The following is a 24,700-nucleotide window of genomic DNA, read 5'->3' as shown; positions in this document are numbered from 1 at the left end:
CCGGGCACGAAAGGCTCAGCCACGGGAGCGGGCCCAGGAGAGGAAGCGTTCGCTCAGCCGGGCGGGGTCCACCTCGGGTAGCTGTTCGCTGGCCTCGACCTGGAGCGTCGCCAGGTAGACGGTCAACGCCAGCCGGTCGTGCCGATACTCGCCGAGCAACCGCAACTTCGCCGCGGAGCAGGGCCAGGCGATGCCGCACGCCGCGCAGCGCCAGGTGGGTCGGGTCGGTAGGTGGTTGCGGTGGCGGCGGCGGGGCATGGGCGGGCCTCCTTCGCTGTGGAGGCGGGTCGCCCCGCCCTCCCCGCCGGGGCGACCCGCGGACTGACGCCCACCGCCGGGCTGCTGCGCCTCCACCGGTCGCGCCGTCTTCTGCGAACCACCCTTGGGTGCGTCACGAGACAGATACACCGCGTAGCGATATGGTCCTCAGATATTCGAAACATCTCGATGGAGGTGCCGTGAACGACGCGTTGCGGGTGGCACTCAGCGACACCGGACACACCGCCGAATCTCTCGCCGAGACCGTCGGCGTCGACCCGAAGACCGTGGGGCGGTGGTTGAGCGAGGGGCGCATCCCGCACCCTCGGCACCGCCTGGCGGCAGCCGAAGCCCTCCACAAGGACGTGGCGGACATCTGGCCGGACACTTCAAGACGTCGTGACCCCATTTGGTTTCGTCCGTGGCAGGAGATCGAGCGCGAGGCGGTGTCGCTGCGGTCGTACGAGTCGACCGTCCTGCCGGGGTTGTTGCAGACCGAGGCGTACGCCAGGGCGGTGCTGAGCGGTGCGGGCCTGATCCCCCGGGGTGACATCGAGCGGCTTCTCACGGTCCGGCTCGGTCGACAGGGCGTGCTCAAACGCGACGACCCCCCGCAGTTCACGGCGGTCATCGACGAGGCGGTCACCCGTCGCCCGGTGGGCGGCGGGTCGACGATGCGCGAGCAACTGCTTGCCGTCGTCGCGGCGTGCGCCGAGCCGCACATCCGGGTGCACGTCGTGCCCAGCACGGTCGGCGCGTACGCCGGGCTGAACGGGCCGTTCGTGATCGCGCACAGCCACGACCACCGGGTCGCCGGCTACCTGGACAACCAACTCCAGGGACAAGTCGCTAGCGATTCCGAGGACATCGCGGCCATGATGGCGGCATGGGAGAACGTGCGCGGGGAGGCGCTGTCCCACTGGCAGTCGGTCGATCTCATCAGGGAAGTGGCGGAGTCATGGAGCTGAACGGCGCACGGTGGCGTAAGAGCAGCCGCAGCAGCGGCAACGGCGGCAACTGTGTCGAGGTCGCCGACAATCTGCCCGGCGTGGTTGGCGTACGGGATTCCAAGGACCCGAGCGGCCCGGCGCTCACCTTCGCGCCGACGGCTTGGCGCGCGTTCGTCAGCCGGCTCGCCATGCGAATCTGACCAGACCCCAATCCGTCGTACACATGTTCTATCCACAGGCTGTGGACGGCGGCGTCGGGCCTGCGTCAGGAGCCGTCGCGGAGGTCGGCGAGGCGTTCCGGCCGGAAGCTGACCTCGTCGAAGGTCACGCTGCATCCGTCGCCGGTCGGCGACTGGCCGGCGAAGCCGATCCGATCGCCTGACGTCTCGCCGTCGAAACTGAACACGCGGATCAACTGCCAGGTCCGACCGTCGACCGAGGCGTGGTACGCGTAGACCCGGCCGATTCGCGAGACCCGCAGCCACACCGAGCGGTCGGCCACCACGAAGGCGTTCGCGTCGTCGGCGACGCCACGGCAGATGACGGACACGATCATGGGCTCACCCTCGGGTGAGAACTCGAAGCACAACTTGCCCCAGCACCGCTCGTCGCGCCAGAGCAGGAGCACCCCGGCGTCGAAGGTCGCGGCGAAGGTCACGCTGACCCGGGCGCTGAACTGGAAGTCACCCTCCGGCGGCAGGTCCCCGAGCAGTGTCGCCGCGTTGAGGACGGGTGCCGCGTCGGCGCCGCCACCGCTGGGGTCGATGAAGATGTCGGTACGCGGCTGCGCGGACACCGTCACCGCACCTGTCGTCTCGTCCACCCGCCAGAGCCCGTCGGGCGAGGGCCCGAGCGGAGACGGCATACCGGGGACGGTCAGTTGGTCAGCCATGACCAGGACGGTACAACGGGTCCCGGCAAGGAATCCGTCACCGCTGGGCGGGTACGGTCCGGGGATCGACGCCGGCGGAGCCCGAAAACCGTCGTACACATGTTCTATCCACAGGCTGTGGATAGCGGAGGGATCGATGACTTACCAGCTCAGCGTGGTGGTTGCGGACGCCGAACTGCTCCGTGAGCAGACCGTCGAGCTGGATCACGCGGTCCTCGGCGAGCTGCGCCAGGATTTCGGGCTGTTGCCGGTCACGCCGCAGTTGGTGGTGGAGCTGACCGGGTCGTTGCCGGATTTCGCCACGGACGACCGGAGCGCTGAGCACCCCTTCGGCCTGGTGCTGTCGCCGACGCTGGCCGAGTCGCTGACCCGCTGGTCTGAGGCGGGGCCGGTGGCCTATCTGGAGGCGGAGTTCGGCGGCAGCGCCGGCTACCAGTCGGCGGCGGTGTGGCTGGGTGGGACGCTGTCGTGGGGTCCACACTTCGACGACGTGTTGGACGCGCCACGTGGGCAGTGGCCGATCAATGCGGCGTTGACCCGGCTCGGTGTCGAGCCCGGCGAGTGGATCGACCCGTTCGCCGAACTGGGGTTGCACCTGGAACGGAACACCGACGGCTGGCTGGCGCACGGGCGACGTCGGCTCAGCGCCGACTACTGGGATGAGCTGGTCGAACAGTGGGAAAATCAGTAATCCGGCGACCGGCAGCAACCTGAGGGCTCCCGTCCCGTTGGGGACTGGGGGATTCCATGAAATTGCGACAATTTGCGTTTATTGCCACGCTGATGACGGCTGCCTCGATTGCTGGCAGTGGAGTGTCGCCGACCGGGACGATCCTGGACGGCCGGCCCACCGGCAGCGTGGAGATCATTGACCTGAACGGCCTGCGCAACATCGAGTTCGGTGACACCGAGGAGGAGCTGACCCAACGTGGCATTCTGCTGACCAATCTGGATGCCTGCGGGCCGACGCTCGCCGGCCACGACACGGTCAGCCCGGTCTTCGTGGAGGACAAACTGGTGCTGCTCTGGGTCGGTGACCCGATGCGGACACCGGAGGGCATCACCGCCGGTTCGCCCATCAACCAGGTCTGGGCCCGCTATCCGCTTGTCACCCGACTGCGTGCTCCACAAGGGACACACCGTCTCGATGGGCTGCTCGCCCGCACCGGCGACCGCGCGTACCTGTTCCTGCACGACGGACGCACGGTCCGAAAAACCATCGCCGGGTACGCCGACTGGGCCCGCCGCCTCTTCGAGGAGGGTGCGGGCCCATGCTGACCACTGCCTGTCGCACCCGGCCGGTCGACGACATCAGCGCAACGACCGCCAGAAGTCGTACGAGTGGGCTGCGGCGAAGGTCGTCGTGCCCGATGCCCTGCCACCGGCGAACACCCGCACGTACGGGGCGGCACCGCGCAGTTGCGGCCAACCGGCCCGACCCGTCCGGGCGAAGTCGCTCCAGACCCGGACCATCTCGTCGCCGAGCCGCTGCTGGGTCGGCGTGAGCGCCTCGGCGTAGTCGACAGTGAACAGGTACGGCAGTTCCGCGCAGTGGTACGCCCCAGCGGGAAAGGTCGGTTCGGGCCCTTCGGTGAAGAACGGGGCGTCGTCAGCGAACTCGTACAGGTACGTCGGCACGCGTCGGGCGAGAGCCAACGCGGCGGAGTAGATCGGCTCGGCGTAGTCGTGGTCGGTCAGCACGGCACCCAACGTCTCGCTGGCGAACTGGCTGCCAGTGCGGGGATAGCGGGCCAGCACCTCCTCCGCCCGGTCACCGAACATGCCGCGTACCTGGTTCCGGTACTGGTCGTCGGTGAGCGGGCACGACTCGGACTCGTCCCCCGGCTCGGGGCAGTTCAGCCCGCTGCGCTCCATACCCCACACCACGAGGCGGGACTCGTCGCGGTTCATCCCGGTCAGCACCGGCACCGGATGCAGCCGCCCGGTGGCCAGCGCGGCGGCCGGGTCCACCGGCAACGTACGGCCGTCGACGACCGGGCCGAGGTCGACACCGGCACCCGGGTAGCCGGCCGTTTCGACCAACCGGGCCGGGTCACGCCCACGCAGGCAGTCGGCGACCGTACCCGGGTCGGCGCAGCCGATGTTCCTGGCGAACTCCTCGGCCGCCCTGGCCGCCTCAGCCCGGGTCTGGACCGGGTTGGCGCACGAGTTGCTCTGCAGGATCGCGCGGTGGAACAGGCCGGCGGAGCCCGGTGCGGCGAGGTGCGCGCAGACGCTTGTCGCCCCGGCGGACTGGCCGAACACTGTGACGTTGCCCGGGTCGCCCCCGAAGGCCGCCGCGTTGTGCCGCACCCACCGCAGCGCGGCCTGCTGATCCTGCAACCCGAAGTTGCCGGTGACCCCACCGGGACCGGCCAGCGCCGGATGCGCCAGGAACCCGAGCGCGCCGAGCCGGTAGTTCACAGTGACCACGACGACGTCGCCGTCGGCCGCCAGTCGCTGCCCGTCGTACAGGTCTCCCCTGCCGAACCGGAAGTCCCCGCCGTGCAGCCACACCAGCACCGGTCGGGGCGTTCGCGCGGCGGTACGCGGGGTCGTGACGTTCAGGTGGAGGCAGTCCTCGGCCGCCGAGGGGCGGTCCATCGGCAGCCCCTGCAGTTGGGCGCAGGCAGCACCCGGCCTCGTCGCGTCGCGGACGCCGGTCCAGACCGGACCCGGCTGCGGTGGGGCCCAGCGCAACGCGCCCAGCGGCGGACGGGCGTACGGAATCCCCTGGAACGACAGGTGGTTCGCCGAGACGGTGCCGCGTACCGCGCCCTGGTCGGTTCGGACGACGACCGCGCTCCGGCGGTCGTCGGCCGCCGCGGCCGGGCCGGCGGTCAGCGCCGGCGCGAGGAGCGTGGCCGCGACCATCGCGACGGCCCACCGGGGGTACGGGATCCTGGTCATGACTCTCCTCGTTGGTCGAAGCCGGTACGGCGTACGAGCCGTCTGCGGTGAGCATGCCGATCCGTCAATCGATCGCCCAGAGAGCTCTAGTACGCCGGCCCGTGCGACCGGAGGCCAGCGACGGGGGCGGCTGTCGGCGCTCTAGTGCGCTACGGTCACTGGCGACCGTCGGGAGGCACAGCGTGACCAAGTTCGACGAGTCCACTCCTCCCTATCTGCGCATCGTGGGGGAGCTGCGGCGGCGCATCACCGCGGGCGAGTTGAGCCCCGGCGACCGGGTGCCGTCGACCCGCCAGATCGTCCGGGAGTGGGGAGTCGCCATGGCGACCGCCAGCCGGGCGCTCACCCTGCTCCGTCAGGAGGAACTGGTCCGGGCGGTCCCCGGCGTCGGCATGGTGGTGACCGGCCCCGAGTCGACGCCGGCCGGTCGGGCCGCGCGGGTCGACGCACGTCGGCGTCCGGCCCGAGGGGCGACCCGCGACCAGGTGGTACGCACCGCCACCGAGATCGCCGACGCCGAGGGGTTGGCCGGGCTGAGCATGCGGCGTATCGCCACCGAACTGGACGTGCCGACCATGTCGCTGTACCGGCAGGTGCGGGGCAAGGAGCAGCTTCTGCTGCTGATGGCGGACGCCGCGTTCGCCGCCCACCGTCTGCCCCGCGCGCTCCCGGTCGGGTGGCGAGCCCAGTTGGAGCTGCTCTGCCGGCTTCAGTGGTCGATCTACCGCCGGCATCCCTGGCTGGCCCAGGTGATCTCGCTGACCCGTCCGCTGATGGCGCCGCACGCCGTCGCGCACACCGAGTGGGCTCTGCGCGCCCTCGCCGGGCACGACATGGACCAGCACACCCAACTCCATCTGGTGGTCGCCCTAGCCAATCACGTACGCGGCACAGCGGTGAACCTGCAACAGGGGGCCGAGGCGGAACAGGACACCGGTCTGACCGACGACGAGTGGATGGTGACGCAGGCCGAGGTGTTGACCGGTCTGCTCACCGCCGGCGAGTTTCCGCACCTGGCGCGGCTGTCCCGGTCGGAGATCGACCTCAACGTCGACAGTCTCTTCGAGTTCGGCCTGCAACGCCTGCTCGACGGGGTGGCGGGGCTGCTCGAACGATGACGGACCCGGTTCGTTCGTGGCGGCAGCTGCCCAGGCGGGTCGCTAACCCGCGGTCCCGCGCCCGCCGAGCGTCACCTGCTCTCGAACAGCCTCGTTCCCGGTCACCCGACTGTCCAGCTCGTGGCCCAGGCCGCAGCCCCCCGCCGCTGGCCGGCGCTCGATAGATTGCCCGCCATGGCGTCCCTGAACGAACTCCGACCAGTCGGGCCTCTTAACTGGTCAACCTACCGAAAACGCCCGGCTGATCCTCGCGGATCAACCGGGCGTTTCTGCACTTCATGAGCGGTGGCGGAGGGATTTGAACCCTCGGAGGGCGTTAACCCTCACACGCTTTCGAGGCGTGCTCCTTAGGCCGCTCGGACACGCCACCGCCGACGAGGGTACAGGACCGCCGGTTCGGACGCCGAACCGGTATCGCCCGGGCCGGCCTGGCAGGATCTTTGCCATGAGTACGCACATCGGCGCGAAGCCGGGCGAGATTGCCGAGCGGGTCCTGATGCCGGGCGACCCGCTGCGGGCCAAGTGGATCGCGGAGACCTACCTCGAGGGCGCCACCTGCTACTCGACGGTTCGGGGCATGCTGGGCTTCACCGGCCGCTGGAACGGCGTCGAGGTTTCCGTCCAGGGCTCCGGCATGGGCATGCCGTCGGCCTCCATCTACGCCCACGAGTTGATCAACGAGTACGGCGTGAAGACGCTGATCCGGGTCGGCTCCTGCGGCGCCCTCAGCACCGACCTCCAGTTGCGCGACGTGGTGGCCGCGATCGGGTCGTCGACCGACTCGAACATGAACCGGATGCGCTTCGACGGGTTGATCGACTACGCCCCGGTGGCCGACTTCGGGCTGCTGCGTACCTCGGTCGAGGTGGCCGAGCGGCGCGGCATCACCATGCACGTCGGGCCGATCCTGGCGGCGGACGCCTTCTACACGGACCGGCCGGACCTCTACGACACCCTCGCCGACTACGGCGTGCTGGCGGTGGAGATGGAGTCGGCGGCGCTCTACACGATCGCCGCCCGGTTCAAGGCCCGCGCGCTGACCGTGCTGACCGTCAGCGACCACATCAAGACCGGCGAGAAGACCACGTCCGAGGAGCGGGAGCAGACCTTCAGCCAGATGGTCGAGATCGCCCTGGACACGATCATCGCCTGACCCGTCCCGACGGGGCGGTGTCACTGCCGAGAGCGGTATGACTCAGAGGTATAAATATACCTCTGAGTCATATCGCTCTCGGCAGTACGCCAGGCCCAAGCCGCCACGCCAGCCCGACCCGCGCCACGCCAGCCCAGACCCGGCCCGACCCGCGCCACACCAGCGCAGACCGCCACGCCGGCCCAGACCGCCACGCCAGCCCGACCCGCGCCAGGCCCAAGCCGCCACGCCAGGCCGGCCCGCGCCACGCCCAGTCAGACCGCGGCCAGCGCCTCCGTCGGCGCGAGGCGGGCGGCCCGCACCGCCGGGTAGAGGCCCGCCAAACCGCCGATGACCACTGTCGCGCCCACCCCGCCGAGCATCGCCCAGGCCGGCACCACTGTCGGCCAGTCCTGGGAGAACGCGTACCCCGAGGTGACCAGGATGCCCAGCACCACCCCGCCGATCCCGCCGAGCGCGGAGAGCAGCAGCGATTCGGCGAGGAACTGGGTCCGCACCTGGCCACGGGTCGCGCCCAGCGAACGGCGCAGGCCGATCTCGGCCCGCCGTTCCAGCACCGAGATCACCATGGTGTTCGCCACGCCGACCCCGCCGACCAGCAGGGCGACCGCGCCGAGGCCCAGCAGCAGCCCGGTGAACGCGTCGTCGGTCGCCTCGGCGGCGGCGAGCGCGTCCGAGGGACGGGACACCTCGACCTCGTTCGGCGCTTCCGGGTTCGCGGTAGCGCCGAGCACCGAGCGGACCGCCTCGACCTGTGACTCCTGCGCCCGGGTGTAGATGGTGGTGGGGTGCCCGTCGAAGCCCAGGTAGTCGGTTGCCGCCGGCCAGCCGACCAACGCCGAGGTGTCCAGCTCCGGCGCGAGCGGCGCGGCGGCGAGGACGCCGACCACTGTGAAGGATCGCCCACCCAACCACACCTGCACCTGCGGGTCGGCCGCGATGATCCCGAGCCGTTGTGCCGCGGTGGCACCGAGCACCACCGTCGGATAGTGGGCGGTTGCCTCGTTGAGCCAGGTACCGCTGGTCAGTTCCGCCCCGACCGTGCCGAGCAGGTCCAGCCGGGCTGCCCTGGTGGCGATGCCGCCGGTCTCCGCGGCCGGGATCCGGTCCGAACGGTAGACCTTCGCATCGGCGACCTGCCCGGTCGCGGACACCTCGGTCACCGGGCCGATCCGCCCGATCATGACGATCGACTCCTCGGGCAGTTGGGCGTCCGCCCCGAACAGGGTGCTGCCCGGCTCGACGGTGAGCAGGTTGGTGCCGAGCGCGTCGAGCGCGTGGTCCAGCTCCGCCCGGGACGACGACGAGATCCCGACGACCGCGATCATCGCGGCGATACCGATGGCGATGCCCAGCGCGGAGAGGAACGCCCGTAGCGGACGGGTCCGCAGCCCCACCCCGCCCACCCGCAGGATGTCCGCCGGTCCCAGCCGGGCCGGGGTCAACGTCGCCATCAGCCGACCCCGCCCGGCGTACCGGCCGAATCGTGCCGCACCGCGCCGTCGCGCATCCGCACCTGCCGGGGCAGCCCCTCCGCGATCTCCCGGTCGTGGGTGATCACCACGACGGTGGTACCGGACCGGTGCAGCTCGTGCAGCAGCTCCAACACCCCGGCACCGGAAACGGAGTCCAGGTTGCCGGTCGGCTCGTCGGCCAGCAGCACCGCCGGCTCGCCGACCACCGCCCGCGCCACGGCCACCCGCTGCCGTTCGCCGCCGGAAAGCTCGTGCGGCCGGTGCCCGAGCCGGTGGCCCAGGCCGACCCGGACCAGCGCGGCCTCCGCGCGTTCGCGCCGCCGCCGCAGGGGTACGCCGGAGTAGAGCAACCCGTCGGCCACGTTGTCCACGATCGGGACGCCGGGGGCCAGGTGGAACTGCTGGAAGACGAAGCCGATCCGGGTGGCCCGCAGGGCGGACAACTCCCGGTCGGTCAGCTTCGCCGCGTCGTACCCGTCGATGAGCACGCTGCCCGACGACGGCCGGTCCAGGGTGCCGATCAGGTGCAGCATCGTCGACTTGCCCGACCCGGACGGGCCGACGATCGCCACCAGCTCGCCGTGGCCGATCCGCAACGACACGTCGTCCAACGCGACAACGTCGCCGGCGTACCGTTTGCTGACCCGGTCGAGGACGATCACCTCGCCGGTCATGTCGGCACCACCACCGTCGTGCCCTCGGTGACGTTCGCGCCGGTGACCTCCACCCGGCCGTCGGCGAACAGCCCAGTGGTCACGGCGACGATCCGGCTCGCTTCTCCCTCGGCGATCTGTACGCCGTAGCCGCCCTCGGCTAGCGCGAGAAGCGCCGACACCGGCACTGTGAGAACGTCCTGGCGCTCCGCGGCGGTGAATACGACGTCGGCGCTGGCCTGGTCGAAGCCGGCGAGCGCCTTCGGGTCGGCGACGGCGACTGTCACCTCGATCTTCGTCTCGGCGTCACCGGACTGCCCGTTGGCTGCGGCGGTACCGGCCTGGATGACGGTCTCGATCGTGCTGACCGTGCCCGCCACCGTCCGGCCGTCCGGCAGCCGCACTGTGACCTTCGCGTTCCGCTTCGCCAGTCGCTGGTCGTCCACGTCCAACTCGACGGTGACCAGGCGGCTCGTGCCGGTGTAGGCGAGCACCGCCTGGCCGGGTTGCGTGAGATCGCCGACGTCCGCCTGGTGGCTCTCCACCCGGACCTCCCGGTCGGCGTACACGATCCGCCCCGGCTCGACCCGACCGGTCTCGGCCAGGCCGAGGTCATCCTGCCAGTCCCGGACGGCGTCGGCGGTGGCGCCGGTGTACTCGTCGTCGACAGTGAAGCCGGTGTAGCCCAACGCCTTGAGGTTCCGCTCGAACTGCGCGACGTCGGCACCCTCCACCCCGGGGGCGAGGGTCCGGTACGCGGGCAACCCGCCGTAGAGGAGCACCACCTCCTCGTTGTCGACCGAGTAGAGCGCCCGGCCCCGCTGCACCGTCGACCCGGTCGGCGGCAACGCGGTGACGGTGCCGCTGAGCTTCGCCGTGGCGGTACGCGTCGCGCCGTACCCCAGCTCGCCCTCGGCGGTCTCCGAGTCGGCGAGGGTCTGCCGGGTGACAGTCGCGGTGGCCGGTGGTGCGTTGCCGGCCTCGGCACGGTCTCCGCCGCCGCCGAAGCCCACTGCGGCGCTCACGCCCACGGCGGCGACAAGCAGCACGACGCCGCCGATGACGGCGGCGCGCAGCCGCGCGCGTCGGGAGACGCCGGTCATCGGCCACCCCCGAACTGCGGCGCGTGCTGCCGGCACTTCTCCAGCGCGGCCTTCATTGCCGGGTCGCCGATGTCGATCGCGTTGTCCCCCACCCCGATCCGGACCCGCCCGTCGGCGTCCGGGTCCGGGAAGTCCGGCACCCCGTTCTCCCGCATGCACGTGGCCAGCGTGCGCATCTGCTCGGCCTGCTCGGGGTTGAGCTGCGGTCCCTGCCCACCGTTGGGCAGCTTGTCCTGGCACTTCTCCATGGCAGCCTGGACCTTCTGCTGATCCACGTCCGCGCCGAACCGGAAGCCGGGGCGACCGCCCGCCTCCGGGTCGGGCATGTCCACCCCGTTCTCCCGCATGCACCGGGCGAAGGCGAGCTGTTTGTCTGAATCGCTGACCGGCGTGCCGCTCGCCGTGGCGTTGGTCGTCGCCCCGCCGGCGGTCGCCACCCCGCCGCCGTCGTCGCCTCCCGCGCCGCACCCGGCCAGCGCCAGGGCGAGCAGGACAGGTATCGCGAGCATCTGCCGCCGCATGGTGTCCACCTCCGCTGTGGGTCCGACGCGACTCGTCGGACGTCGGCACCCAGTGCACGGCAGCGGGCGTATCCCCGGCGTTACCGTCGGCGGTTATGCCGCCGTTACCGCACCCCGAGGACCATGGAGGGGTGAGAGTGCTGGTGGTCGAGGACGAGACAGTGCTGGCGGACGCCATCGCGGAGTGGCTGCGTCGGGAGTCGTTCGCGGTCGACGTGGCGTACGACGGTGACGCCGCGCTGGAGCGGCTCGGTGTCAACGAGTACGCAGTGGTGGTCCTGGACCGGGACCTGCCGGTGGTGCACGGCGACGACGTGTGCCGGGCGATCGTGGACGCGGGCGGGGAGACCCGGGTGTTGATGCTGACCGCGGCGGCGGCGGTCCGGGAGCGGGTGGCGGGGTTGGCGCTCGGCGCCGACGACTACCTGACCAAGCCGTTCGCCCTGGTCGAGCTGTCGGCGCGGGTGCACGCGCTGACCCGGCGGGCCCGCCCGGCGGCCCCGCCGACGCTGCGTCGCGCCGGTATCCAGCTCGACCCGGCCCGGCACGAGGTACGCCGGGACGACCGGCACGTGGCGCTGTCCCGCAAGGAGTTCGCGGTGCTCGTCGAGTTGCTGCGCGCCGACGGCGCTGTGGTTTCCGCCGAGGAGCTGCTGGAACGTGCCTGGGACGAGCACATCGACCCGTTCACCAATGTCGTTCGGGTCACCGTGATGAAGCTGCGCCGCAAGCTCGGCGACCCGCCGGTGATCGAGACGGTGCCCGGAACGGGGTATCAGATCCGATGAAGCGCCTGACCATCCGCGCCCGACTCACCCTGATCTACGGCGGGCTCTTCCTGCTGGCCGGCGTGGTCCTCCTGGCCGTCACGTACGTGCTCGTGGATCAGCGCATGCCGCAGCCGTTCGGGGTGAGCCTGCGGGACCTGCCGAAGACCACCCCCACGACGCCCAGCGGGCAGAACATCGACAACCTGCGCGCCCTGATGCAGGAGGTACAGGACGAAGCGAAGCGCAGCGCGTTGGAGTCGCTGCTCACCCAGGGCGGCATCGCGTTGGTCGTGGTGTCGGTGGTGGCCATCGCCTTCGGCTGGTTGCTCGCCGGCCGGGCGTTGCAGCCACTGCATCAGATCACCGGCACGGCCCGGCGGATCGCCGGCGCGGACACCGCCGGCCGGGGCCTGCACGAGCGGATCGCGCTCACCGGCCCGCGCGACGAGGTACGCGAACTCGCCGACACGTTCGACGAGATGCTGGAACGGTTGGACCGCTCCTTCGACGGGCAACGCCGGTTCGTGGCGAACGCCTCGCACGAGCTGCGTACCCCGCTGGCGCTCAACCGGGCCCTGGTGGAGCTGGCGGTCAGCCGGCCGGACGCCTCGGCGGAAACGCGTCGGCTGGGCGAGTCGCTGCTGGCGATCAACGAGCGGCACGAGCGGCTGATCGACGGCCTGCTGACCCTGGCCGACTCGGAGAACGAGCTGACCGAGCGTACGCCTATCGACCTGGCCGAGGTCTGCGCGCACGTCATCGATCAGGCGGGGAGGCAGGCACCCCAGGTCCCGGTGCGTCGGTCGCTGGCACCGGCCCCGGTCAGCGGCGACCCGGTGCTTGTGGAACGGCTCGCCTTCAACCTGGTGGAGAACGCGGTGCGGCACAACCTGCCCACCGACGGTTGGGTCGAGGTTCGCACCGGCCTGACCGACGGCCAGGCCACCCTGACTGTGACAAACACCGGTCCGGCGATCGCCGGCTACGACATCGAAACGATGTTCCAGCCGTTCCGCCGGCTGTCGCGGGAGCGGGTCGCCGGTGCGCGGGGCTTCGGGTTGGGGTTGTCCATCGTCCGCGCGGTGGCCCGCGCACACGGCGGCACCGTCGACGCGCAGCCCCGCCCGGCGGGCGGCCTGATCGTCACTGTCACCCTGCCCGTGGCCTGACCGCCGGGGCGATCAGGGCGGGTGTTCTCAGCGGAAGAAGGCGCGCAGGACGGCGGCGGTCTCGGCCTCCAGGACGCCGCCGTAGACCTCGGGTCGATGGTTGAGCCGGCGGTCGCGGAGCACGTCCCAGAGCGATCCGGCCGCGCCGGTCTTGGGTTCCCACGCGCCGAAGACGACGGTGGAGACCCGGGCCAGCACCAGCGCCCCCGCGCACATGGTGCACGGTTCCAGGGTGACCACCAGGGTGCAGCCGTCCAGCCGCCACCGACCGGCCCGCTCGGCGCCCCGGCGCAGGGCCAGCACCTCGGCGTGCGCGGTCGGGTCGCCGGACAGCTCCCGTTCGTTGCGTCCGCTGGCCAACTCGGTCCCGTCCGGCCCGTAGAGCACCGCCCCCACCGGCACGTCATCCACGTCGGTGGCGCCTGCCGCAGCGCCGGCGACGCCGGTGACGGCGACCTCCAGGGCACGGCGCATCCACAGCTCGTGCCGCTGCCGGCGGCCGACCTCACCCGGGTCGGCCAGGCCCTCGTGCGCGCCCGGTCCGGCACGCCCCACCGCACCGGGAGTCGGCTGCCCCGGCCGAATCGTCTCCAGCGCCGGGTCGGTGGCGTCGGCCGGCTCAGACCTCACGCAACTCCTCGACCTCGTCGACGCAGCCGAGCACCTGGCAGATCTCGGCGGTGACATCCGCCGGCAGCATCCCCTCGTGCGTGCACAGGGCGAGCAGCTTCTGCGCGGAGATGCCCAGGTTGGCCAGCAGGTCGGCCTCACCCACCGGATCGGCCTCCGGGTCGACGACGGGCTGCTCGCTCTCCTCGTCACCGCTGGTCGCCGGGCGTGGTTCCTCGTCGCCGTCGAGCCCGGTGACCGAGGTCTTCAGGTCACCGACCAGCAGCGAACCCAGCTGGGACTCCTCGGCGTACGCGGAATCCGAACCGAACACCCGCAGATCCTCGCCCTCGTCGAGACGCAGGATCACCAGGTACGCGTCATCGGCCTCGACGAAGAGCAGCGACACGTCGGCCTCCTGGTCGACGTCACGCAGCCGCTCGGCGACCTCGTCGATGTCGGTGGCGCCACGCAGACTGACCTCGGCGGCGGTCCAGCCACTGTCGTCGCGCACCACGGCCGCAGCGAAGTACGACACGGTCCCCCCAATAGCCCTCGACACTGCGTCGACTCGTTACGCGTGCACGTTAGCCGGTCGGGTCGGCAGGCGACTCGTCAACGCCCCGAAGGGGCGGTCATTCCTGACAAAGTCGGATCAGCCGGCTACTCGACGGCGGGTAGCGATGAGCTGGCGTAGACGCTCGGTGCGCTGCCGCTGCGGTCGGCTGCGCTGACGGACCGCGCGGGCGCCCGCCAACTCGGCAAGCAACTGCAGGCGGCGGCGACTGCGATCGGGGTCCTGTCGCGGGGTGGTCCAGGCCATGGTCCCGAGCGTGCCGAGTCTCGGCGGCCACGTCAAGACGGCGTTCGCTACGCAGCCAACCGGGCACGCGGCGCAGTCGGCCGCGGCGCCCCGATCACCACAGCGGCCAGTCCCCGCTGGTGGCCCAGCGGACCGCCACCACGGCAGCGGCGATGCTCCAACCACCCGCCGTGACGATGGCCACCCCGGTGGCAACCCCACGGTCGCCGTAGCGAACCAGCACCAGCGCGGTCAGCCACGCCAGCAGGCCCGCCAGCACCGTCCACCACGCGTAGCTTGTCACATCGGTGCCGAGCAGGCCGAACAGCAGCAGCCAGGTGGCCGCCGCGCCACCGCCGGTGGCGACCCCACCGCCGGTGACCGGGTGCGGCTCGCGGTAGGTGGGGCGGGACGGGGGCCCGGCCGGGAAGAGCCCCGACGGGAGACGTGCCACCTGGTGCGCGGCGGCACCAGGATCGGGGCCAGGATCGGGTCTGGCGATGGTCACCGTCGCTGCCCCTTCCTCACGTGCGCGCCGCTCGTGCTCACGGTACCGGCTCTGCGAGGATGACCCGATGCCCTCGCCGACGATCAGCCGCCACGCGCGTCCGGCGTACCCGATCCTGCTGCTTCTCGCCCCGGTGCTGGCCGCCGGCTGCGCGACCACCCGGCCGGGGGTGGCGCCCGACAGCGCCCCACGGACGCCGTCGGCGGTCTGGGCGACCGCCGACCAGCCGGTGCCGCCGACGGCCGCGCCGACGCCGACCGGCCCGGCCCGCCCGAAGCCGTCGCCGTCGGCCAGCCCCTCGGCGACGGCACCGCGCGGCGGGCTGCGGCATGTCTTTCCGGTACGCGCCGGCAACGTGGACTACCACCCGACACACGGCGCGTACCCCGCCACGGATCTCTTCGCCGACTGCGGTGAACAGTTCGTCGCGGTGACCGACGGGACGGTGCTGGAGGTCAGTCGCGTCGACCGGTACACCAAGCGTGGGCCGCAGGGCCCGGAGAACGGCGGCCTGTCGGTCTCTCTGCTCGGCGACGACGGGGTGCGTTACTACGGCTCGCACCTGAGCGTCGTGTCCAGCGGCGTCGACGCCGGGGTGCGGGTCCGCGCCGGGCAGCAGCTCGGCAAGGTGGGACGCACCGGCAACGCCAACAACGTCTGCCACGTGCACTTCGGCATCTCGCCACCGTGTGCCGGCAAGGACGGCTGGTGGATCCGGCGCGGCGTGCTCTGGCCGGCGCGGTACCTGGATTCGTGGCGGGGTGGCGGCAATCGGGAACCGGCCGCCGAGGTCGTCGCATGGCAGCGCAAACACGGCTGCCCGAAGGCTCCCTGACCGGTCCCGCAGCGACTAGGTTCGGTGGGATGAAGGCCCGGGACCCCATCGCCGACCTGCGCCGCATCGCGTTCCTGCTGGAGCGGGCGAACGAGGCGACGTACCGGGTACGGGCGTTCCGGTCGGCGGCGACGGCGTTGGCGGGTCTGCCGGCGACCGAGGTGGCCACGCGGGCCGGCAACGGCACGCTCACCGAGCTGGCCGGTGTCGGCGACGTGACGGCCCGGTGCGTGGCGGAGTCGCTGGCCGGTGCGGAGCCGGTCTACCTGCGCCGGCTGGTGGCGACCGAGGGCAGTGACCTGGATGCCGAGGCCACGGCGCTGCGCGCCGCCCTGAAGGGCGACTGCCACACCCACTCGGACTGGTCCGACGGCGGCTCGCCGATCGAGGAGATGGCGCTGGCCGCTGTCGAGTTGGGCCACGAATATCTGGTGCTTACCGACCACTCGCCACGGCTGACGGTGGCCCGAGGGCTGACCGCCGCCCGCCTGCGCCGGCAGCTCGACCACGTGGCGCAGGTCAACGCGGCGCTGCCCGAGGGCTTCCGGATCCTCACCGGCATCGAGGTGGACATCCTCGCCAACGGCTCCCTCGACCAGGACGACGAGCTGCTGGCCCGGCTGGACGTGGTGGTCGGCTCGGTGCACAGCGGCCTCAAGGACGAGCGGTCGAAGATGACCCGTCGCCTGCTGACCGCGGTCGCCAACCCGCACCTGGACATCCTCGGTCACGTCACCGGCCGGATGGTCTCGTCCCGCCCGGCCGGGGTGACCGGTCCGGGCGATCGGGGCCACCGCGCCCGGACCAGGGCCGAGAGCGACTTCGACGCGGATGCCGTCTTCGCCGCCTGCGCCGAGCACGACACCGCCGTCGAGATCAACTCTCGGCCGGAACGGCAGGATCCGCCGAAGCGTCTCATCCGTCGTGCGCTGGAGGCTGGCTGCCGGTTCGCCATCAACACCGACGCGCACGCGCCCGGCCAACTCGACTGGCAGCGGTTCGGCTGTGAGCGGGCCGCCCTCTGCGGCGTCCCCGCCGACGCGGTGGTCAACACCTGGCCGGCGGAGCAACTGGTGGCCTGGACGCACAACCGATCCTGACCGGCGTCACTTCCGTCGGCCAGGCGGCGGCCCTCACTGGCGGGCGGGCTCGGCGCCCCTCAGTGGCGGGCGGGCTCGGCAGCCCTCAGTGGCGGGCGGGCTCGGCGGCCCTCAGTGGCGGGCGGGTTCGGCGGCGGGAGCGGCGGGAGCGCCGACGCCGACCACCGGGCGGGGCTTCCGACGCCCGAACACACCCTGCGCGACAGCGACCCCGAGCAGCACGATGAGCGCCCCGACCGGCTGGTGCCAGTTGAGCCGCTCGTCGAGCGCCACGGCGCCGATCAGCACCGCGAAGATCGGAATCAGGTACGTGACTGTGGACGCGGTGCTCGCGCCAGCCACCCGGATGTTGCGCATGTTGATGACGAAGGCGAGCCCCGTACCGAGCGCGCCGAGGGTCAACACGCTGCCGAGCACCCCCGCCGACAACTCGGTGGGCAGCGGCGGCAGGCCCGCGACGAACGGGGTGACGATGGCCAGTTGCGCGGCGGCGAGCAGCAGCTGGGCAGCGGAGAGCGACAGGCCGGAGTGCGTGCTACCGGCGACGAACCGCTTCTGGTACGGAATGGCGACGCCGTAGCAGGCGGCCGCGCCGAAGCACATCAGCTGCCCGGTGAAGTGCGCTCCGCCGATGCCCTCCCAGACCCCCAGCACCACCAGCACCCCGAGGAAGCCGAGCCCGAGCCCGATCGCGCGGCGCACGGTCAGCCGCTCGGTGCGGAAGACCAGCACCGCCAGCGGCAGCACGATCAGGGGCGTGGTGGCGTTCCAGATGCCGGCGAGCATCGACTCGACCCGCTGCTCGCCGTAGCCGAACAGGGTGAACGGCACGGCCACGCCGAACGCGGCGACGACGGTCAGGTGTGCCCAGATCCGGGGCTCGCGGGGCAGCCGGTCACGCAGCACGGCGAGGACGACCAGCAGGGTCAACGCGCCGGCGACGACCCGGTAGAGGGTGAGCTGGACGGGGTGCAACTCGGCCACCCCGACCTTGATGAACAGGAAGCTGGAACCCCAGATCGCGGCGAGGGCGACGAAGCCCGGCAGCCAGGCGCGAACCGGCGCCTTGTCAGGAGTGATATCGGCAGTCACCCCTGACACTCTGCCGGAACCCCCCGACAAAGTCGCGCGTCTTTCGGACGTTGCGCCGCTCGTCACGTCGGTGGCCTGAACACGACAAACGTCGTCGACACGGGGGCGGGGTGGTCACGTAGGGTCGCAGCGTGGGACGAATCGATGAAATCGCCAACCGTTACGTGGCCGAGTGGGCGCCGTTGAGCCCTACCGGCGCGACCTTCGTCGGCATCGCCGGCCATGAAGACCAGCTCGACGACCTCTCACCCGAGGGTTACCGGGCACGCGCGGACCTCACCCGCCGGACGCTCGCCGAGCTTGAGGTGACCGAACCGCAGACGGAGTCCGAGCGGATCGCCAAGGAGTCCATGCAGGAACGGCTCGGCCTGGACCTGGCCCGGTACGACGCCGGCGAGACGACAAGCGGCATCAGCGTGATCGAGAGCGGGCTGCACGAGATCCGCATGGTGTTCGACCTGATGCCGACCGCGACCAGCGACGAGCAGGCGAACATCGCCGCCCGGCTCAACGGCTTCGCCGGCGCGCTGGAGAACTACAAGGTCACCCTCCGGGAGGCCCTCGCCGCCGGTCAGGTCAGCTCCAAGGTGCAGCTGGTCGAGGTGGCCAAGCAGTGCGACGTCTGGGTCGACCCGACCCAGGACAACTTCTTCCACGGGCTGGTCGAGCGGCTGGGCGCGGAAGGCTCGCTCGGCGCGGAGCTGCGTCGGGGCGCGGCGGCGGCGACCGCGGCGACCGCCGAGTTCGGCCAGTTCCTGCGTACCGAGTTGGCCCCGCACGGGCGGGACAAGCAGGCCGCCGGACGGGAGCGCTACGAGCTCGCCTCGCAGTACTTCCTCGGCGCCAAGATCGACCTCGACGAGACGTACGCCTGGGGCTTCGCGGAGCTGGCCCGCCTGGAAGCGGAGATGCGAATCGTCGCGGGGCGCATCGCGGGCTCCGGTGCCACCGTCGACGAGGCCGTGGCCAAGCTGGACGCCGACCCGGCGCGGACCATCCAGGGCAAGGAGGCGTTCCGGGACTGGATGCAGGCCCTCGCCGACAAGGCGATCGCCGAGCTGCACGGCACCCACTTCGACATCCCGGAGCAGGTCCGGCGCATCGAGTGCTGCCTCGCTCCGACAAGCGACGGCGCCATCTACTACACCGGCCCCAGTGAGGACTTCTCCCGCCCGGGCCGGATGTGGTGGGCGGTGCCGCAGAGCATCACCGACTTCTCCACCTGGCGAGAGGTGACCACGGTCTTCCACGAGGGTGTGCCCGGTCATCACCTCCAGGTGGCGCAGACCGCCGTCCGGGCCGACCTGCTCAACCGCTGGCAGCGACTGCTCTGCTGGGTCTCCGGGCACGGCGAGGGCTGGGCGCTCTACTCGGAGCGGCTGATGGACGAGCTGGGCTACCTGGACGACCCGGGCGACAAACTGGGCATGCTCGACGGCCAGGCGATGCGTGCCGCACGGGTGATCGTCGACATCGGCATGCACCTGGAGCTGGAGATCCCCAAGGACAATCCGTTCGGCTTCCACCCGGGCGAGCGGTGGACGCCCGAGTTGGGCTGGGAGTTCATGCGGGCGCACTGCCGGGTGCCGAACGAGAATCTGCGCTTCGAGCTGAACCGCTATCTCGGCTGGCCGGGGCAGGCGCCGTCGTACAAGGTGGGTGAGCGGATCTGGCTCCAGGCCCGCGAGGACGCCAAGGCCCGCAAGGGCGCGGATTTCAACCTGCGGGAGTTCCACCGGCAGGCGCTGGACCTGGGCGGGTTGGGCCTCGACCCGCTGCGCCAGGCGCTGGCTCGGCTCTGACGGGCCGCGGCTGCGCGCGCCGGCGGTACGACGAGTCCGCCGCCGTGCGCAGCCGTGCGCTCAGCCGAGGGTGAGCGCCAACGCCGGTCGCGCGGTCAGCGTGTCACTGGTGACGTACGCCAGGTCGATCACCGGGTCGGTGAACGTGATCGGGATGGGCGAGGTGACCGGAATGCCGTCCGGCAGCGGCAGATCCGGCGTCAGGGTGATCTTGATGCCGAGCAGCCGGCCGACGAACCGGGTGGCATAGAACGCCACGTCGCCGCTGACGGTCAGCCGGTCCGTCGCGTACCGCTGGTTGCGCCCGGCGGGGCCGTCGGCGCTCAGCAGGAAGTCGTCGGTCACCGCCTCACGCATGCTGAACTTCAGCACCTTGAGGTCGCCGTGCACGGTGTGCAGGTCGATGATCCCCTCGAACCGCAGCCCGGTCATCCGGACCGACGACCCGGTGAGCTTGGACGGCGTCTGCGCCACGGTCGGCAGGCTCGGGTCGGCGGCGATCCGGGGCAGCGGTTTACCCGGCTCCACCGTGCCCGGCCGGTCGGGGGTCGGCGTACCCAGCCCGCCCGGGGCTGGTTCGCCCGGCCTGTCGGGGGTCGCCGTACCCGGCCCGCCCGGGGCCGGCGACGAGCAGGTGCCAGGGCGGCCCGTCGGCGTGCCGGCCGGCTGTGCGGTAGGCGGGGCGGCCGGGCTCGTCGACGGCGTCGGGGTCACCGCACTGCGTCCACCACTGAGCAGATCGCCGAGTCCGTCCAGGATGTCGGTGATCACGTTGCCGTCCCGGTCCGGGCTCGGAGTCGGCGTGGCTGGGCTGCGGCTGGGTGACGGGCTGGCATCCCGGGACGGGGTGGGGCAGGCGGTCGGGGCGGGTCGGCCCGGGGCGGCCCGCACCACTCGGGGTTGGATGGCCAGCCCACCGGCGGCCAGACCGAGCACCACGATGACGATGCCGAACGCCCGGTGGGGATCAGTCGGTGGTCCCGGCCGCGCGGGCGGCGCGCCGCCGTCGGACGCCCGGTCCGCCGTCGGAAGATCGGCCCGCTCGGCATCCGACCGCTCAACACCAGCCGGCTCGGCCCCCGACCGCTCACCGCCAGCCGGCTCGACGCCAGCCTGTGGTGTGGTCGGCGTCCAGGCGAAGGCGAGCGCACTGCCGACGATGCCGAGCAGCAGACCGACGAAGAAGCCGCCGAGGTTGAGCCCGATCAGCGAGTAGACCGCGGTGACCGCCGCGACGATCGAATAGAACAGGCGCTGCGCCGGGGTGAACCACAGCAGCAGACCGCAGGTGACCAGGATGACCGGGATCAGCAGCGAGAGCAGGCCGCTCGCCCCACTGTGGAAGCTGAGGCCGTTGAGAGTCATCCGGGTGGACGCAAACATCTCCAGCCCGGCCAGGGCGGTGAGCAGACCGCCGGCGAACGGTCGACTGCGCTGCCAGCGGCGGAAGAGCCGCCACGCCTGAGCCGCACCGCCGGGCCGGGCGTGGGACGGGTTCGCGGTTGTCACGTGCTCCTCCTGGCCACGTGGGGACGGGGACACGGGCCGGACCCGCGGCGGTGGCGCACCGCGGGTCTCGGCTCACCTCAGAAGCACTCCTTGCCCTTGGCGTCGTCGCCCACGTTGACCTTCAACCGAAGCCCCACCAGGTTGAACGTGGCCGCGGTGGTGTAGCGGGACACCTGCTGCAGGTTGGTGATGGTGACGTGGTCGGAGTTCTGGCCGAACGAGCCGGCCTGCGCCGTCGGGTTCAGGTCGGTGGCGTCCCGACCGATCTTGATGTTGGTGAAGGTCGCGTTGCCGCCCAACGAGTCCATCGCGATCAGCAGGTCCTTGGCGCGGGCGGGTTCCTTGCCCTCACCGGCGTTGATGGTGAGCACCACCGGCAGGCCCGGCAGGTCGGCGCGGACGGACTGGCAGAGGCTGTACAGCTCGGCGCTGCTGATCTCGGAAAGCGCGATCGGGTGGACCTGACCGGCTTTTCCGTCCTTGCCCTTCTCCCGGACGATGCCGCCGTACTGCTTGAAGCCATCGCCTTCGAGGCGCTCGGCGCCGATCTTGAAAGTCTGCCCGGAGACCGTGATGTCGGACGCGATCGCGCCGGTCGACATACCGAACAGGATGGCGCCGGCGGCGGCTGTGGCGGGCACCATCATCGCGGCGAACCGCCGCCACCGGGTACGACCCTGGTTGTTCAACCGATCCTGCACGGGTTCCTCCTCGAGGTGGATGGGCGCGGCTCACCGGTGACGAACTGGCGGCCCTGCGCCGGGCCCGACATCTGTTACCGGCGGGTAACGATCGGGCTTGATGGTGCACCCGTTGGGGCGTAGCTCACAACCCCCCGATTACTCGGCGGTAACAGGAGGAGACCGCAACAGCAGCACTGCGTCACGATGGGTTGAGGTAGCCACCGAACAAAGCCGGCAAAAACGGCGAAGGGTGGCGCTTTCCACGAGGATGACTGCGGAACGTGGTGGTGTATTGACCAATTACAATAACGTAACGAATGTAAAGCAGGCGGTCTGGTACCTCCGTACCGGCGAGCGTCGCACGGGACCATTCGGGTTGGCCGACCCATCCGAACATCGGGACGACCGCTGAGCCGGTCGATCCCCGCGGGTCCCTGGATGCCCTACTGTTTCGGCGTGAACCTGAACGACGTGCGGCGCGACTGGACCAAGCTCGGCAGCGAGGACCCGCTCTGGGCCGTACTCGTCGATCCCGGCAAGCGCGGCGGGCGGTGGGACGTCGAGGAGTTCCTGGCCACCGGCCGCGCCGACGTCGAGGAGACGACCGGACAGCTGCGCCGGCTGGGCCTGCCCACTCGCTGGGAACGGGCGCTGGATTTCGGCTGCGGCGCCGGGCGACTGTCGCAGGCGCTCGCCTCGCACGCTGACGAGGTCGTCGGCGTGGACATCGCTCCGCCCATGCTGGAGACCGCCCGACAACTCGACCAGAGCGCCGGGAACATCAGGTTTGTCCTCAACGACGCGCCAGACCTGAGCCAGTTCCCCGACGGTCACTTCGACCTGGTCTACAGCGCCCTGGTGTTGCAGCATCTGCCACGCCCCGCCATCAATCGCTACCTGGTCGAGTTTCTACGCGTGCTGCGACCCGGCGGCATCGCTGTCGTGGGGTTGCCAACCCAGCTGGCGCGTACGGCCAAAGGCATCATCTGGCAGGTGGCGCCGTTCCGGATGATCAGCTGGGCGCAGCGGCACCTGCTGAAGTACCCGGCGCCGATGAGGATGACCGTCGTGCCGCATGCCGACATGGTCCAGCTGATGGACGCGCACGGCGGAGACATCGTCGGGCAGTGGCCCGACCTGCCGTACACCGAGGACTGGGTCTGCACGCGGTACGCGATCCGCCGCACCTAGACGAATTGCGGCCGGTCCAGGCCGACGGAGGGGTAGCCCCCGGGTCGCCCAGCGACTCCCTGGCGATGACCGCCGCGATCTGGCACAACCGGACCACCGGCCAACATGACCAGGTCCCTGATCGCCTACGACCCCTGACGCTGGCCCACCAAGTGATGTGCTGCTGAGCGGTATACCTCAGAGGTATGAATATGACTCAGAGGTATACCGCTCACTACCGCATCCGCCCCCGTGGAGGTGACCGACAGTCACCGCCCGCCGCCGGCTGCGTCCACAGCCCGAGCCAGGCCCAGGTGTCCCTGGGCAGCACAGTTGGGACTTACTCGTCTAGGGCCGGCGCGCCCTCGCGCGCGACCACGAACCTGAGCGGGCCGGCCGACCCGGGGGCCGGCCGGCCCGGTCAGGTCGGCGTGCGGTGGTGTGGCGGTGTTACGGCTCGCTGCGCTCCACGGCGTGGCGTCCACCGGCCGGCACCGTGGCATCCTCGACCGGCTCCGAGGACGCCTGCGCCGGCAGGTCGGTCGTGGGTGGGTCGTCGACCTCCACCGGCGCGGGGTCAGGCCCGCGGCGAGCCGCGCGGATGACGAAGTACAGACCGATCAGCACCAGGGCGAGGCCGAGGAGACCGAGGACGATCGGTACCACAGTGGTGAGCAGGTTGATCTGATCACGCGCGTCCTTGGCAGCCTTGGCCTGCTGCTTCTGGGTGTCCTCGGTGAAGGCGAGGTCGGCGTCGATGATCTTGATCTTGTCCGCGCCGGTACCGTCGCGGAGGGTCTGCAACTGCTTCTCCTGGCCCTTGACGATGACGCCACTGTCGGGCTCCACCCAGAGCGTGCGGGTGTTGGCGTAGTACCGGCCGGCGTTGATCACCTGCTCGCTCGAACCCAGCAGGCTGCCCGGGACCTTGATCTCGGCGATCTGGACCGGCTCGACCGTCATCTCGAACTTGTAGACGGTCAGCCCCTGCAACTTCTCCGTGCTCACGTACTTGGCGGGGTACGCCTTCCGCGCCGTGTTGTCGAAGTACTGGTAGGTCTTCTTCTCGGTGCCGAACGGGAAGGTGTACGTCAAGCCCTCGTGCTTGAAGGCCGCGCCGTTGATGTCCTCGGCACAGCAGGCGACGGCCATCGCCGTCCGCCGGTCGACGGCCACCCGGTCCGTACTGACCGTGATCTCCTTGCCGGCGTCGTCGATCACTCGGACGCCGACGTTGAAGACCGCCCGGTCGGCGTTGCCGTCCTTGACATCACCTCGGACGGCCCGGTGGGCGGTCAGGTTGACCGCGTTTCGCTCCGACAGCGTGCCGAAATCCAGCACTGTCGCGTTCTGGGCCTTCGAGATCGTCACCGAACTCTGGTCCAGGGGCACCTTGACGAGAGCGGGCGCGACGGCCAGCGGCGTTGCCACGGCCCCGACGATCAGGAACGTGCCCGCCGCCACCAAGATGGCACCCGACGTAGTTCGCATGTAACTCCTCCCCTTGTAAAGGTCGACTAGTCGGCTGACAGTACATGACGAGACAGATTTCGGATATGGTCCGACGCGGCCCTACGAGCAGTACCGACCACGGTCGGATGCGGCCATCCGGCTGCCA

The 24,700-nt window shown here is 71.0% G+C and carries 27 protein-coding genes and 1 tRNA gene; 12 read left to right on the top strand and 16 right to left on the bottom strand.

Features of this window, described 5'->3' with window-relative positions; genetic code table 11:
- Nucleotides 1–15: 15 nt before the first annotated feature.
- Nucleotides 16–258, bottom strand: coding sequence for a flavin reductase (locus tag ABZU25_RS14750; protein ID WP_355029850.1), 243 nt, complete (start codon nucleotides 256–258; stop codon nucleotides 16–18).
- 200 nt (nucleotides 259–458) lie between these two features.
- On the opposite strand from ABZU25_RS14750, the gene ABZU25_RS14745 reads away from it, so the two are divergent.
- Both ABZU25_RS14745 and ABZU25_RS14740 read left to right on the top strand, forming a co-directional pair.
- Nucleotides 459–1,226: a helix-turn-helix transcriptional regulator gene (locus ABZU25_RS14745; RefSeq protein WP_355029849.1), complete on the top strand. Its 768-nt coding sequence runs from the start codon at nucleotides 459–461 to the stop codon at nucleotides 1,224–1,226.
- Nucleotides 1,217–1,408, top strand: coding sequence for a DUF397 domain-containing protein (locus ABZU25_RS14740; protein ID WP_355029848.1), 192 nt, complete (start codon nucleotides 1,217–1,219; stop codon nucleotides 1,406–1,408). Before ABZU25_RS14745 ends, ABZU25_RS14740 begins: the two co-directional genes overlap by 10 nt.
- A gap of 65 nt (nucleotides 1,409–1,473) precedes the next feature.
- On the opposite strand, the gene ABZU25_RS14735 is transcribed toward ABZU25_RS14740, so the two are convergent.
- Nucleotides 1,474–2,100, bottom strand: a complete 627-nt coding sequence (locus ABZU25_RS14735; protein WP_355029847.1) for a DUF1349 domain-containing protein — start codon at nucleotides 2,098–2,100, stop codon at nucleotides 1,474–1,476.
- A 136-nt stretch (nucleotides 2,101–2,236) separates the two neighbouring features.
- On the opposite strand from ABZU25_RS14735, the gene ABZU25_RS14730 reads away from it, so the two are divergent.
- Complete coding sequence (locus ABZU25_RS14730) at nucleotides 2,237–2,791, top strand: hypothetical protein (RefSeq protein ID WP_355029846.1); 555 nt, start codon at nucleotides 2,237–2,239, stop codon at nucleotides 2,789–2,791.
- 92 nt (nucleotides 2,792–2,883) lie between these two features.
- Nucleotides 2,884–3,378 carry a hypothetical protein gene (locus tag ABZU25_RS14725; protein ID WP_355029845.1) on the top strand — a complete coding sequence of 165 codons (495 nt, stop codon included), beginning with the start codon at nucleotides 2,884–2,886 and terminating at the stop codon, nucleotides 3,376–3,378.
- Between the two features lie 33 nt (nucleotides 3,379–3,411).
- Here ABZU25_RS14725 and ABZU25_RS14720 read toward each other — a convergent pair whose 3' ends face one another.
- Nucleotides 3,412–5,010: a carboxylesterase family protein gene (locus ABZU25_RS14720; protein WP_355029844.1), complete on the bottom strand. Its 1,599-nt coding sequence runs from the start codon at nucleotides 5,008–5,010 to the stop codon at nucleotides 3,412–3,414.
- Between the two features lie 182 nt (nucleotides 5,011–5,192).
- Here ABZU25_RS14720 and ABZU25_RS14715 point away from each other — a divergent pair, with 182 nt between their 5' ends.
- Entirely contained in the window at nucleotides 5,193–6,128 is a 936-nt protein-coding gene (locus ABZU25_RS14715) for a TetR/AcrR family transcriptional regulator C-terminal domain-containing protein (RefSeq protein ID WP_355029843.1), read from the top strand.
- A 283-nt stretch (nucleotides 6,129–6,411) separates the two neighbouring features.
- Here the strand turns inward: ABZU25_RS14715 and ABZU25_RS14710 are convergent.
- Nucleotides 6,412–6,498, bottom strand: a tRNA-Ser gene (locus ABZU25_RS14710).
- Nucleotides 6,499–6,573: 75 nt separating this feature from the next.
- Between ABZU25_RS14710 and deoD the strand changes: the two genes are divergently transcribed.
- On the top strand, nucleotides 6,574–7,281 hold the full coding sequence (gene deoD / locus ABZU25_RS14705; RefSeq protein WP_074315244.1) for a purine-nucleoside phosphorylase: 708 nt from the start codon (nucleotides 6,574–6,576) through the stop codon (nucleotides 7,279–7,281).
- Nucleotides 7,282–7,535: 254 nt separating this feature from the next.
- Here the strand turns inward: deoD and ABZU25_RS14700 are convergent, their stop codons facing one another.
- From ABZU25_RS14700 to ABZU25_RS14685, 4 genes are read right to left on the bottom strand one after another with little or no spacing between them, the layout of a single operon-like run.
- Nucleotides 7,536–8,735, bottom strand: a complete 1,200-nt coding sequence (locus tag ABZU25_RS14700; RefSeq protein ID WP_355029842.1) for an ABC transporter permease — start codon at nucleotides 8,733–8,735, stop codon at nucleotides 7,536–7,538.
- Nucleotides 8,735–9,430, bottom strand: coding sequence for an ABC transporter ATP-binding protein (locus tag ABZU25_RS14695; protein ID WP_355029841.1), 696 nt, complete (start codon nucleotides 9,428–9,430; stop codon nucleotides 8,735–8,737). Before ABZU25_RS14695 ends, ABZU25_RS14700 begins: the two co-directional genes overlap by 1 nt.
- Nucleotides 9,427–10,512, bottom strand: a complete 1,086-nt coding sequence (locus ABZU25_RS14690; RefSeq protein WP_355029840.1) for a peptidoglycan-binding protein — start codon at nucleotides 10,510–10,512, stop codon at nucleotides 9,427–9,429. The genes ABZU25_RS14695 and ABZU25_RS14690 overlap by 4 nt, the downstream gene beginning before the upstream one ends.
- The gene (locus ABZU25_RS14685) at nucleotides 10,509–11,033 is read right to left on the bottom strand and encodes a hypothetical protein (protein ID WP_355029839.1); all 525 of its coding nucleotides are present in this window, start codon (nucleotides 11,031–11,033) and stop codon (nucleotides 10,509–10,511) included. Before ABZU25_RS14685 ends, ABZU25_RS14690 begins: the two co-directional genes overlap by 4 nt.
- Nucleotides 11,034–11,164: 131 nt before the next feature.
- Between ABZU25_RS14685 and ABZU25_RS14680 the strand changes: the two genes are divergently transcribed.
- A complete protein-coding gene (locus tag ABZU25_RS14680) occupies nucleotides 11,165–11,821 on the top strand; it encodes a response regulator transcription factor (protein ID WP_355029838.1) in 657 nt (218 codons plus the stop codon).
- A complete protein-coding gene (locus ABZU25_RS14675) occupies nucleotides 11,818–12,972 on the top strand; it encodes a HAMP domain-containing sensor histidine kinase (RefSeq protein WP_355029837.1) in 1,155 nt (384 codons plus the stop codon). Before ABZU25_RS14680 ends, ABZU25_RS14675 begins: the two co-directional genes overlap by 4 nt.
- 27 nt (nucleotides 12,973–12,999) lie before the next feature.
- On the opposite strand, the gene ABZU25_RS14670 is transcribed toward ABZU25_RS14675, so the two are convergent.
- The 4 genes from ABZU25_RS14670 to ABZU25_RS14655 form a co-directional block, all read right to left on the bottom strand.
- Complete coding sequence (locus ABZU25_RS14670; protein ID WP_355029924.1) at nucleotides 13,000–13,446, bottom strand: nucleoside deaminase; 447 nt, start codon at nucleotides 13,444–13,446, stop codon at nucleotides 13,000–13,002.
- A gap of 145 nt (nucleotides 13,447–13,591) precedes the next feature.
- Entirely contained in the window at nucleotides 13,592–14,119 is a 528-nt protein-coding gene (locus ABZU25_RS14665) for a tRNA adenosine deaminase-associated protein (RefSeq protein ID WP_355029836.1), read from the bottom strand.
- Nucleotides 14,120–14,236: 117 nt separating this feature from the next.
- A complete protein-coding gene (locus ABZU25_RS14660; protein ID WP_167454701.1) occupies nucleotides 14,237–14,404 on the bottom strand; it encodes a hypothetical protein in 168 nt (55 codons plus the stop codon).
- Nucleotides 14,405–14,498: 94 nt separating this feature from the next.
- Nucleotides 14,499–14,885, bottom strand: a complete 387-nt coding sequence (locus tag ABZU25_RS14655; RefSeq protein ID WP_355029923.1) for a hypothetical protein — start codon at nucleotides 14,883–14,885, stop codon at nucleotides 14,499–14,501.
- A 73-nt stretch (nucleotides 14,886–14,958) separates the two neighbouring features.
- On the opposite strand from ABZU25_RS14655, the gene ABZU25_RS14650 reads away from it, so the two are divergent.
- On the top strand, nucleotides 14,959–15,726 hold the full coding sequence (locus ABZU25_RS14650) for a M23 family metallopeptidase (RefSeq protein ID WP_355029835.1): 768 nt from the start codon (nucleotides 14,959–14,961) through the stop codon (nucleotides 15,724–15,726).
- Nucleotides 15,727–15,755: 29 nt separating this feature from the next.
- Nucleotides 15,756–16,826: a PHP domain-containing protein gene (locus tag ABZU25_RS14645; protein ID WP_355029834.1), complete on the top strand. Its 1,071-nt coding sequence runs from the start codon at nucleotides 15,756–15,758 to the stop codon at nucleotides 16,824–16,826.
- A 111-nt stretch (nucleotides 16,827–16,937) separates the two neighbouring features.
- Here the strand turns inward: ABZU25_RS14645 and ABZU25_RS14640 are convergent, their stop codons facing one another.
- Nucleotides 16,938–17,918: a DMT family transporter gene (locus ABZU25_RS14640; RefSeq protein WP_355029833.1), complete on the bottom strand. Its 981-nt coding sequence runs from the start codon at nucleotides 17,916–17,918 to the stop codon at nucleotides 16,938–16,940.
- 131 nt (nucleotides 17,919–18,049) lie between these two features.
- Here ABZU25_RS14640 and ABZU25_RS14635 point away from each other — a divergent pair, with 131 nt between their 5' ends.
- Nucleotides 18,050–19,720: a DUF885 domain-containing protein gene (locus ABZU25_RS14635; protein ID WP_355029832.1), complete on the top strand. Its 1,671-nt coding sequence runs from the start codon at nucleotides 18,050–18,052 to the stop codon at nucleotides 19,718–19,720.
- A 60-nt stretch (nucleotides 19,721–19,780) separates the two neighbouring features.
- Here ABZU25_RS14635 and ABZU25_RS14630 read toward each other — a convergent pair whose 3' ends face one another.
- Nucleotides 19,781–21,229 (bottom strand): DUF6114 domain-containing protein, encoded by a 1,449-nt coding sequence (locus ABZU25_RS14630; protein WP_355029831.1) that lies wholly within the window; start codon nucleotides 21,227–21,229, stop codon nucleotides 19,781–19,783.
- A 77-nt stretch (nucleotides 21,230–21,306) separates the two neighbouring features.
- Nucleotides 21,307–21,930: a DUF6230 family protein gene (locus ABZU25_RS14625; protein ID WP_355029830.1), complete on the bottom strand. Its 624-nt coding sequence runs from the start codon at nucleotides 21,928–21,930 to the stop codon at nucleotides 21,307–21,309.
- A gap of 438 nt (nucleotides 21,931–22,368) precedes the next feature.
- On the opposite strand from ABZU25_RS14625, the gene ABZU25_RS14620 reads away from it, so the two are divergent.
- Nucleotides 22,369–23,103 (top strand): class I SAM-dependent methyltransferase, encoded by a 735-nt coding sequence (locus ABZU25_RS14620; protein ID WP_355029829.1) that lies wholly within the window; start codon nucleotides 22,369–22,371, stop codon nucleotides 23,101–23,103.
- 429 nt (nucleotides 23,104–23,532) lie between these two features.
- On the opposite strand, the gene ABZU25_RS14615 is transcribed toward ABZU25_RS14620, so the two are convergent.
- Nucleotides 23,533–24,573, bottom strand: a complete 1,041-nt coding sequence (locus tag ABZU25_RS14615) for a DUF3068 domain-containing protein (protein WP_355029828.1) — start codon at nucleotides 24,571–24,573, stop codon at nucleotides 23,533–23,535.
- Nucleotides 24,574–24,700: the final 127 nt, after the last annotated feature.

The organism is Micromonospora sp. NPDC005215 (genome assembly GCF_040607915.1).
In the GTDB taxonomy this organism is placed as follows: Bacteria; Actinomycetota; Actinomycetes; order Mycobacteriales; family Micromonosporaceae; genus Micromonospora.
This window is presented reverse-complemented; position numbering and strand designations above follow the sequence as displayed.